This window comes from Chryseobacterium potabilaquae, assembly GCF_902728265.1.
In the GTDB taxonomy this organism is placed as follows: Bacteria; Bacteroidota; Bacteroidia; order Flavobacteriales; family Weeksellaceae; genus Chryseobacterium; species Chryseobacterium potabilaquae.
Map to the genome: position 1 here is coordinate 64,474 of NZ_CACVBR010000017.1, position 10,550 is coordinate 75,023.

Genomic DNA, 10,550 nt, shown 5'->3' on the forward strand with positions numbered 1-10,550 from the left:
TATCAAATTAATACTTTGGTCATTAAGAATTAAAAACATTTATTTAATTTTTATAATTTTGATATAAATTTTATTGTTACATTTGAGAAGATTAACATTTCAAAAATAAACATTATGAAAAAAACTTTCGCAATGGCAACACTAGCTTTGGCTATTTCTTTCGGAGCTATTTCTTGTAAAAAGAAAATTTCTGATGCTGATCTTAAAACCCAAGCTACGACCGTAGTGGCAACAAATCCTAATGCATCTATAGATGTCCAAGAAGGGGTTGCTCATTTAACAGGAACTTTTCCCGATCAACAATCGAAAGATGCGATGATCGCACAATTAAAAGCTATTAATGGTATAAAAGATGTTCATGATATGGCTTCAATAGAAACTACCCCAGCAACTCCTACTCCAGTTGAGACTCAATCTGCAGTAGATCCAGCTGTACAAAAAAAAGTACAAGACGCGGTTAAAGATTTCCCATCAATAAAAGTAGAAGTTATTAATGGAGAATTAACACTTACTGGCAATGTATCTTCTACACAAGCTAGAAAAATCAAAGAATCTGTAGATGCTTTGAAAGTAGGAAAAGTAAACTTTAATTATACTGTGAAAAATTAAAAAGATGAGTACATTACAAGATAAATATTCAAGTGTAATTTCTGCAGCACAGTCTGCGGGAATATCAGATCTTCAGGTTCAAGAGCAGGATGGAATTTTATATGTTTCTGGAAACGCAGCAAATACTACTTCCAAAGATGCAGTTTGGAATGCTCTAGGAGCAATTGATTCAACCTATTCTGCTTCCGATATTAATATTAATGTACAAGTTTCAGGCCTTTCAGCAGGGGCAACGCTTACTGTTGCTACTGATGAATCCAACCTCAATATCAGGCAAGAACCTTCTACAGAAGCAGCAGTGGTTGGGAAAGCCTCAAGAGGAGCATCCGTTACATTAATTGAACAGACTTCAGATGATTGGTGGAAAGTAAAAACAGCAGATGGACAAGAGGGATATGCATACTCCCGATATTTAAAAGTTTAACAACTTAATCATATATTACAAAAACATCTCATAAAGGGATGTTTTTTATTTTACTCTTCAATCGTTCTAAAGGTAAGGTTAACTCTGGGTGTTTTTACTTTTGTTGTAGGAGGAAGTCGATGAAGCCAGTGATCCTGTGTTGTCCCTTTCATAACTAATAAACTTCCATTTTCTAATCCTATTTCTATCTTTTCTTTCGTCCGTTTATGTTTAAATAAAAATTTTCTTTCTGCTCCGAATGTCAATGAAGAAATAGCTCCATGTTTTTTCAAATTTTTTTCTCCATCACTATGATAGGCCATCCCTTCACTACCATCATGGTATAAATTCAAAAGACAAGAGTTATAGGTTTCTCCTGAAACGTCTTCACATTTTTGCTTTAGTTTTAATAATTCGGAAGTCCAAGGTTTCGCATATTTTGATCGTTTGGAATAAGTATATTCAAACGGTTTTTCACCAAACCAAGCCACTTTTCTTTTCGTCAGAATCAATTTACCAAAAATCATTGCTTCATCATACTCCCATGGAATATGATTAAAAAGATATTCATAAAAAAAATTAGATTGTTCCTTCGTGAAAACTTTTCCATAATACAGTACTGTTCCATCATAAGGAATCACATTTAAAGGTTCATTTGATAATTCTGTAAAAAGGTTCATTAGGTATTATAATTTAGATGTTAAATAATTTCTTATCCCTTTTCAACTTAGGAAAAATAAAGGTAAACCTATTTATTTTGATATACATGAGAACCTTCCCAGCCCATGATCAACTGTTTTCTTTCACTTCCCCATCGATAGCCCCCAATATTTCCAGAGGATTGAATCACACGGTGACAAGGAATAAGAAATGCAACAGGATTACTCCCAATTGCCGTTCCTACTGCTCTTGATGCATTTGAATTTCCTATTTTTTTAGCGATACCTTGATACGTTGACAATTTTCCCAAAGGAATAGAAAGTAAGCTTTCCCAAACCTTCAATTGAAAATCTGTTCCTTTTAAATGCAATTTAATGGTATTAAGTTGGGACCAATCTTGATTAAAAATAGATAAAGCATTTTTTTGTAACTCATCCTGTTTCTCAAAAAAATTAGCATTAGGAAATGTAAATTTCAAATTTCCCAATGCTATTTTCTTATCTTCTTCAAATGCCATATAGCAGATTCCTTTCTCTGTGGATGCCGTTATAATATTCCCAAATGGACTTTCTGAAAAGCTATAATTAATCGTGAGAAATTTTCCTCCGCTTTTATACTCTGCAGGAGACATTCCTTCTATTTTTACAAACAAGTCATGTAATCTACTTGTACTAGAAAATCCCGTCTCATAGGTGGCATCAAATAGGCTTGCTTTTTCTTCCTTTAATAAATTCTTAGCATATTCAAGACTGATGAACTGCAAAAATTTTTTCGGACTCGTCCCCGCCCAATCAGAAAACATTTTCTGAAAATGAGCCGGGCTCAAATTAATTTTTTCTGCAACTTCCTCCAAACTTGGCTGAAGCTTAAAATTGCTCTGGATATATTGTATCGCTTTGGCAATTCTTTCATAATCTATTTTACTTTGAATTGACATATCATTCTGTTTTACCTAACAAAATTCCAAAGAAAATAGGAAAAAAAAAATCTGATTCTTGTGGAATTTTAGTTATTATTATAAATATGATAGTAGGCTAACATTTTATAATAAAGTTTGGATGCAAGAAATGCACTTGGTTTAGCCATTGGAGAATCCATCAGCTCTACAATATCAAACGCTACTACATTACATTTTTCAAATACTTTTCTTAATAGTTCCAATGTAGGATACCATTGTAATCCACCTGGCTCAGGTGTTCCTGTAGAAGGAGCTATTGAGGGATCAAAAACATCCAAATCTATTGTAATATACACATTCCCGGAAACTTTCTCCAATACATCATTAATCCAATTTTCATTATTGGCTATTTCGTGTGCAAAAAATACTCTTCCTTCAGGCAAATATTCTACTTCTTCAACATCCATAGAGCGAATTCCCACTTGCACTAAATTATGTTTTTGATTCGCTTCAAAAACTGCACAAGCATGATTAGAAGTAGAACCATGGAATTCAGGGCGAAGATCTGTGTGAGCATCTAATTGAAGAACAGTTAAGTTTTCAAATTTTTCACCCACTGCACGGATAGAACCAATAGAAACAGAATGCTCTCCTCCGAAAAGAGTAAATAATTTATCATTATTTAAAAGTTCTTTTGTCTTTTGATATACCGCTTCTGTCATTGCTTCAGGAGTGGAATTTTCAGATACTTCACCTGCCAAATATACCCCTTCAAGATAAGGCTCAGTTCCTGTTTCAATATCATAAAGTTCCATGTTTTCTGAAGCATTTAAAAATAACTCAGGGCCTTTATCAGCTCCTTTTCCCCATGTGGAAGTTCCGTCATAAGGAACTGTCACCAACATCACTTTAGAATTCTCTAACGTTGCATTTTCTTCTGGAATCCCAGCGTAAGTTTTCATATATTTTAAGAAATTAAATGATTGATGCAAAGATACAAAATACTATATGAGTTCTATGGGATATGTTACGAGTTATGAGTTATGAATTTTCGATTAATACTTTTTAATATTTTAAAATTTCCAATTCTTTTTCATCTTTCCATTTTAAAAGTTATTTTTGTAAAAAACAAAATATGGCCTTAAAAGCAGTTCTTTTTGATATGGATGGGGTAATTGTAGACACGGAACCATTGCATAGAAAAGCTTATTTTAAAACGTTTAATGAATTGGAAATTATAGTTTCCGAAAATTTATACACTTCCTTTACTGGCTCTTCTACCAAAAAGGTATGTGAAACGTTAATCAATGAGTTTGATCTTTCTCACAGCCATGAAGATATTGCTCACATTAAAAGAACTTATTTTAAAGATTTTTTTTATAATGATGAAGAGTTTGACCTCATTCCGGGAGTAAAGCAATTGATTGAGCATTATCATGAAAATGATATGAAGTTGATTTTGGCTTCCTCTGCTACCATGACCACCATCAATATGGTTTTCGAAAAATTTGGTTTGGAAAAATATTTCAGTGGAAAAATTAGCGGAGCGGATTTAAAAGAATCTAAACCTCATCCTGAAGTTTTCCTTCTTGCAGCTAAAATGGCCAATGAACCTGTTGAAAACTGTATGGTTATTGAGGATTCTACTAATGGTATTTTAGCAGCTCATAGAGCTCAAATTTTCTGTTCGGCTTATAGAAGTCAACATTCCAAAAATCAAGATTATACATTAGCCAATATTGTGGTTTCAGATTACGCTGAACTAGAATTAGATAAGATTACGAAATATTTTTAAATGTAATATTTTCTTTCATTATCTTTTATACTTTTCTAATGAACTTACAGAATGTAATTTAAGTTTCAACACTTCTACATTCCATAAAGATTCATTTTGATTAACGATAACAGAAATATTGTAGAGGGTATTTGTATTCAGTTTCAGAAGAAGTTTTCATACGTTTTGTGGATCAAAAAAAACAATATAAAGTCATCCTAAATATATTATACTCTATTTTTATAAACTTAATGGGCTTCCTGAATAGAAGTTCAATACTTTAAGACTGAAAAGATAATTATACTTTGCCTGAACTACTGAACCTTGTGCATTAGCATAATTATTTCTGGCTATATTGACATCATAGATGGTTGATCTTCCTGCTGCATAGCTATCGTCTGCATAACTTAAGGCTAATTTGGTACTTTTCTCAGTCTCTACTGCAGCTAAAAATGTTTCATAATTGGCATCTACATCAAACTGAGCTTTTTGAACATTTTCTCGTACTTTTTGCTTTTCCTGTTCTAAAGCATTCTTTGCCAAACTTTCATTAATTTTTGATTGCTCTACTTGAAGTTTGGTGATTCCCTTATTAAAAATCGGAATATTAACGGATAAACTTATATTTTGTCCGAAATTATCTTTATACTGTTGGAAAAAGTTTCTTTTAATTACAAGGCTACCAAAGCGATCTACAGGATTACCAAAGTTATCGAATCCTATGATATCTGTTTTGAATAAACGATTGTAAAAACTCGTCAGTCCCGCATTGGCTGTCACCGTAGGCCAAAATGCTGTTCTATTAACTCTGGTTTGGGCCTCAGCTGCTTTAATTCTACTTTCGGCTGCTTTCAATTGAGGTTGAGTTTCATAAGCTAGTGTGAGTACCTCTTCAATTGATTTCAATGATTGATCTAACTGATCCGGAACATTTACATTTTCTACATCAAAAGTCTTATAATCGGAAAGTTGTAAGAGCTGAGCCAACGCAAATAAACTTCTGCTCACATTAATTTCTGAGGTCTTAAGATTTTGTTTTTCCTTGGCCAATGCTGATTTGCTTTCCGCTAAAACAGTTTGAGCTGTGGTTCCCACCTTTGTCGTAATCTTAGCTCTATCATATTGCTTTTGGGCATTTTTAACAGCAGATTCTGATATTTTTACAATTTCTTTATTGAGTAAGGTAGTAAGATATTGTTGGGTAATTTGAAGAGAAATATCATTCTTGACCGCTTCAATATCATACTGACTTGCCTGTACATCAAATTCTGTCTTCCTAATGATCTTTTCTATTTTACCATGATTATAAACAGCCATTTCTACTCCTACATTCGCGTTGTTATAAAGCCTATCATTTCTAATACTTTCCGTTCCCACTGGAGTTTGCCCAAAACTTATTGTATTTCCTACACCTGCCGACACAGAAGGAAGATAGTTTCTCTTAGCCATCTTAAGATTAACATCTTGAACCTGTTTCGAATATTTATTTTGAATCACCTGAAGGTTATGCTCTGCAGCATAGTCTACACATTCCCGTAAAGACCATTTTTTCTGTGATTGCAAAATCAGAAAAGGAAGAGTAAAAACTATAATCAAAATTTTTTTCATCGTATGTTTTTTTAAATTAAAAGAGTAGCGTATTACCCTATCTGTAAAAAGTGTGGTACTATTCTAAATTTAAGCTTTGTTTGTTCCACATGGATTTATAAATACTATCTTTTGATATCAATTCTTGATGGCTACCTCTTTCTACAACTTGTCCCTCTTTCATAACCAATATCATATCAGATTGGGCAATAGTACTTAGACGATGCGCTATGACAATCATCGTTTTACCCTCCATTCGAAATTCATGTAATGTATTCTGGATAATCTGTTCTGATTCTGTATCTAAAGAAGAGGTGGCTTCATCTAAAATCAATATCTCAGGATTCTTATATAAAGCTCTGGCTATGGCTATTCTTTGTTTTTGACCTCCCGATAATAATGCTCCATTTTCACCCAAATAAGTTTGAAAACCATTAGGCAGCTTTTCAACAAAACTTAATATTCCCAATTTTTTCGTTATATCCAAGATGCGCTGCATGTCAGGATAATCTTCACCCAACGCTATATTTTCAATCACATTGCCCGAAAAAAGATCAATCTGTTGAGGAACTACTGATACCAAACTTCTCAAAGAATAATTGGAAATGTAATTAATATCATAATCTCCAATAAAGATTTTACCTCCTTTTAAAGAATATAGATTTTGTAATAAGGAAGCCAGTGTGGTTTTTCCACTACCACTCTCTCCTACAATGGCAGTGGTCTTACCCGCTTCTATTATACAATTAAAATTAATAAAGACATCTGTCCTACTTCCATAGCTAAAACTCACATCCTTAAAATGAATATCATCAATATGTTCTCGGATAAGTTCGACTTTATCATTTTCTTCTTCTCGCTCCAAGTCCATGATCTCAAAAAGACGGTCAGCTGCAATTAATGCATTTTGAACCGTTTTGTTCACTCCGATCAACTGACCAATAGGACTGGTAAAATAACCAATGATGGAATAAAAAGATAAAAGTTCTCCGGGGGTAATGGTACGATCAATTACATATCCCGACCCGACCCAAAGTAAGATAATAGTAAAAATTCTTGATAAAAATTCTGAAGAATCCCCTGCAAATAAACCATTTAAGGCAGAGGTATAAATCGTTTTCAAGAGTTTGGTAAATGCATTATCCGTCTTATTATTTGCAAAGGTCTCTATTCCGAATTGTTTGATCGTCTTTACGGAAGTTGTTGATTCTACCAAATGGGATTCTAGCTCTGCGCTTTCTTCCATTAACTGGCGTTCCACTTTTTTGTTCAGTTTATTGATGATCCAATACACTAAAAAATAAAACGGAATGATCAACGTGGTAATCAATGCCAACTTCCAATAATATGAAAACATTAATGCAAAGGAAAATATAACAATGAAAACATTCACAAAGATATCGATAGCAGCATCATTGATAAAACTCCGGATTTTTACCGCATCATTTACCCTGGAAATAATTTCTCCTACTTTCATCGTATCAAAAAATCGTTGCGGTAATTTCAATAGATGTTTGTAATATCCCAAAATGAGATGTTTATCCATCTTTTGACCTACCTGAACCACTAATATACTTTTTATAGAGCCTATAATGATTTGGAACAGCAAAATGACTATCATACCTATGGAAAGAAGGTTTAATAATCTTTTATTGCCATCTATCAATACATAATCCGTAATTTTCTCTACATAAATAGCCGTGGATAATCCTAGAACCGTATAAACAACAGCTCCTATTAATGCTTGGAGTAAGATGCTTTTATGAGGTTGTAACAGATTCCAAAACCTTTTGTACATACTGGTTTTTTCATCCTTTTGTTCAAAATACTCATTGGGCTCTAGCAAAATCAGTACTCCCGTCCAAATATCAGTAAACTCTTTAAAGCTATAATCCTGCATTTTGCCATATCCAGGATCCATCACACTTATTTTATCCTTACCTACTGAATAAATAACAACATAATGATGTAAATGGCCGTTCACTATAACATGAGCAATAGCCGGTAAAGGTATTTGAGGCAGGGCATCTGCTCCTCCCTTTACTGCTTTAGCGTTAAAGCCCATCTCTTCTAAGCCCTGAACCATGCCTAACCCATTGGTCCCACGGGTATCAGTATGACAGATCTGTCTGATTTTTGCAATCGGCATTTTACGACCATAATACGCCGCTACGGATGCTAAACAAGCCGCTCCACAATCTTTAATATCATGTTGCTTTATCTGGATATCCTTGTTCATAATTATTTTGTTCGAGGGTTAAACCAATCATCTATTTTATCAAACAATAACTGCCATAAAGTACGATCTGTCAAATGGAAACGAGCCGTAAAGGTCATCCCTTTCCCGATATTTCCCTTATAGCCACTTTTCAGTTGTAGATAATTTTTATTCATTTTACAAAGAACTCGGAAAGAAGATTCTCCTGTTTGTTGATTCACATTAATATTTTGATCAATATCTACCACTTCTCCATCGATCAGTCCCCATTGATTATAATTATAGGAATCTATTTGAAATCTTACCTCTTGTCCTATATGGACAAATCCAATATCTTTGGGAGATACCACACATTCTGCAATCAAAGACTGTTCAGGAGAAATTTCTCCTATACTTTGACCCTGAACTAAAAAGTTACCTTTCTCAAGTCCCGAAAAATTGAAAAGACGGCCGGAAGTTGGAGCAATGATGACATAATTATTTTCTTCCTGACTTATTTTTTGAATTTCTGAACCTAACGAACGAAGCTGACGCTCGGCTTCACGCTTTTGGGTTTGCCATTGAGCCAATTGTTGTTCCCGGATACCAGAGATTTGACTCTGAAATCCAAGATAAGCATAGTAATCCTTATCATACTCCGCACGGGGAATGACTCCTTTTTTATACAAAATAGTAGCTCGATCCAAATCTTTTTTCGCTAGAGAAAGTTGGGTTTGTACCTGACTGATTTTTTCCTGCATGGAAGATAGTTCTCGCTGATATTGACCTGTTTCAAGGTTTCCTGATTTGCCACTTAAAAGCTTATTAAGATCGTTTAATTGAGCAGCATAGTCCTCCTTATTATTTTTTTGCAATTGACGTTGGGTATCAAGTTGTTCTGCAGTTACAACTAATAAAGTATCACCCTGTTTAATCAATTGATTATTCTTCAACAATGAGGTCTTAATTACTCTCCCGCTAACAATCGCTTGTAACTTCGTATTTTCTTTCAAAGGACGTACTATTCCTCTAGAGGAAGAGGTAATAGGAAGTCGGACTAAAGGAACTACCACAAATACAAGAAGTATAAAAACAACCAGTATTTTATATATGATTTTCATAAAATTTTTATCAATAGGGATATATAGGGATAGTAGGGATATATTGACGTTGAATATTCCCAAAGTATAATAGGAGAGACTATCCTCCATTACTTTTGGATAGTCTCTCTTTTATTATATGATATTAGTATCTTCTTGGTGGAAAGATATAGTTAAGACCTCTTTTCACTCCATAGGTAATTGCTCCTGATGCAACAGCTCCTGCAATTGCTCCAGCTCCCCATACTAAAATAGGAAAAGCTCCACCTTCTACACTTTTAATTTCTTGAGAAGTCAATGCTTCTACTTTTATATTTTTTAATTGCATGTTTTTATTTTTTAAAATTATTTTTATATTAACTATCTTCAATTTTTTTCAGATAGTATATTGAATGATGAAGATTAGTTTCTTCTGCGTCCGTTATTCCAGTTCCAGAATTTTGTCGCTCCCCAACTTGCAGTAGCAGATGCAGCACCTCCTAAAAGACCTACTCCAATTGCTCCTAAAACTGGAACGAAACCAAATCCACCTTCTACACTTTTAATTTCTTGAGAAGTCAATGCTTCTACTTTTACATTTTTTAATTGCATGTTTTTATTTTTTAAAATTATTTTTATACTAACTATCTTCAATTATTTTTCAGATAGTATATTGATGATGAAGATTAGTTTCTTCTGCGTCCGTTATTATAATTATTATAGGCATAAGCTGCAGATCCAGCCGCAAAACCTGTAAAAAGACCTTTTCCAAGAGCTTTTACTGCTGTGAAGAAAAAACCACCTTCTATACTTTTAACTTCTTGAGAAGACAATGCTTCTACTTTTAAATTTTCTATTTGCATGTTTTATTTTTTTTAAATTAATTTTATAATAGCTATCCTCAATTACTTTTAGATAGCTATTTTCTATTAATAGATTATCTCCAATAACGATTAAGAACTCTTGATACTCCCCAACCAGCAACTCCAGTCGCAACAGCTCCAGCAAATCCGATAGTAGCTTTAGCAGCCAATCCTCCTAACGCCATAGCAGGAATTGCTACAGGGAAAAATCCTCCTTCTACATTTTTAACTTCTTGAGTGTTCAGTTCTTGTAATTTTAAATTTTCTACTTGCATATTTTTAATTTTTAATGAATTATTTAAATAGCTATCTTCCTTGTATTATTCGGATAACCTAGTTTTGTTCCATTAGTGGATTATCTCCAATAACGATTAAGAACTCTTGATACTCCCCAACCAGCAACTCCAGTCGCAACAGCTCCAGCAAATCCGATAGTAGCTTTAGCAGCCAATCCTCCTAACGCCATAGCAGGAATTGCTA

Annotated in this window: 13 protein-coding genes; 3 read left to right on the forward strand and 10 right to left on the reverse strand. The window is 33.7% G+C overall.

The annotated features are described in order from the left end of the window. The first annotated feature begins 114 nt into the window (after positions 1-114). A complete protein-coding gene (locus CHRY9293_RS10565; protein WP_162032945.1) occupies positions 115-609 on the forward strand; it encodes a BON domain-containing protein in 495 nt (164 codons plus the stop codon). Between the two features lie 4 nt (positions 610-613). Next, the gene (locus CHRY9293_RS10570; RefSeq protein WP_122546498.1) at positions 614-1,033 is read left to right on the forward strand and encodes an SH3 domain-containing protein; all 420 of its coding nucleotides are present in this window, start codon (positions 614-616) and stop codon (positions 1,031-1,033) included. A 50-nt stretch (positions 1,034-1,083) separates the two neighbouring features. Here the strand turns inward: CHRY9293_RS10570 and CHRY9293_RS10575 are convergent, their stop codons facing one another. From CHRY9293_RS10575 to speB, 3 genes are all read right to left on the reverse strand, one after another. Beyond that, positions 1,084-1,692: an alpha-ketoglutarate-dependent dioxygenase AlkB family protein gene (locus tag CHRY9293_RS10575; protein ID WP_162032946.1), complete on the reverse strand. Its 609-nt coding sequence runs from the start codon at positions 1,690-1,692 to the stop codon at positions 1,084-1,086. Between the two features lie 68 nt (positions 1,693-1,760). Continuing rightward, positions 1,761-2,609, reverse strand: a complete 849-nt coding sequence (locus CHRY9293_RS10580; protein ID WP_162032947.1) for a bifunctional helix-turn-helix domain-containing protein/methylated-DNA--[protein]-cysteine S-methyltransferase — start codon at positions 2,607-2,609, stop codon at positions 1,761-1,763. Between the two features lie 68 nt (positions 2,610-2,677). Next, positions 2,678-3,532 (reverse strand): agmatinase, encoded by an 855-nt coding sequence (gene speB, locus CHRY9293_RS10585; protein WP_162032948.1) that lies wholly within the window; start codon positions 3,530-3,532, stop codon positions 2,678-2,680. Between the two features lie 173 nt (positions 3,533-3,705). Here speB and CHRY9293_RS10590 point away from each other — a divergent pair, with 173 nt between their 5' ends. Then, entirely contained in the window at positions 3,706-4,365 is a 660-nt protein-coding gene (locus tag CHRY9293_RS10590) for an HAD family hydrolase (protein ID WP_162032949.1), read from the forward strand. Positions 4,366-4,584: 219 nt separating this feature from the next. On the opposite strand, the gene CHRY9293_RS10595 is transcribed toward CHRY9293_RS10590, so the two are convergent. The 7 genes from CHRY9293_RS10595 to CHRY9293_RS10625 all read right to left on the reverse strand — a co-directional run bounded on the left by CHRY9293_RS10595 (position 4,585) and on the right by CHRY9293_RS10625 (position 10,345). Further along, positions 4,585-5,952 carry a TolC family protein gene (locus CHRY9293_RS10595; protein WP_162032950.1) on the reverse strand — a complete coding sequence of 456 codons (1,368 nt, stop codon included), beginning with the start codon at positions 5,950-5,952 and terminating at the stop codon, positions 4,585-4,587. 58 nt (positions 5,953-6,010) lie between these two features. After that, on the reverse strand, positions 6,011-8,170 hold the full coding sequence (locus CHRY9293_RS10600) for a peptidase domain-containing ABC transporter (RefSeq protein WP_162032951.1): 2,160 nt from the start codon (positions 8,168-8,170) through the stop codon (positions 6,011-6,013). Positions 8,171-8,172: 2 nt separating this feature from the next. Then, positions 8,173-9,249, reverse strand: a complete 1,077-nt coding sequence (locus CHRY9293_RS10605; protein WP_162032952.1) for an HlyD family secretion protein — start codon at positions 9,247-9,249, stop codon at positions 8,173-8,175. 124 nt (positions 9,250-9,373) lie between these two features. Next, positions 9,374-9,556 (reverse strand): class IIb bacteriocin, lactobin A/cerein 7B family, encoded by a 183-nt coding sequence (locus tag CHRY9293_RS10610; protein WP_122546490.1) that lies wholly within the window; start codon positions 9,554-9,556, stop codon positions 9,374-9,376. 74 nt (positions 9,557-9,630) lie between these two features. After that, positions 9,631-9,819, reverse strand: a complete 189-nt coding sequence (locus tag CHRY9293_RS10615) for a hypothetical protein (protein WP_122546489.1) — start codon at positions 9,817-9,819, stop codon at positions 9,631-9,633. Between the two features lie 74 nt (positions 9,820-9,893). Next, on the reverse strand, positions 9,894-10,070 hold the full coding sequence (locus CHRY9293_RS10620; RefSeq protein ID WP_162032953.1) for a hypothetical protein: 177 nt from the start codon (positions 10,068-10,070) through the stop codon (positions 9,894-9,896). A 74-nt stretch (positions 10,071-10,144) separates the two neighbouring features. Next, positions 10,145-10,345 (reverse strand): class IIb bacteriocin, lactobin A/cerein 7B family, encoded by a 201-nt coding sequence (locus CHRY9293_RS10625; RefSeq protein ID WP_162032954.1) that lies wholly within the window; start codon positions 10,343-10,345, stop codon positions 10,145-10,147. Positions 10,346-10,550: the final 205 nt, after the last annotated feature.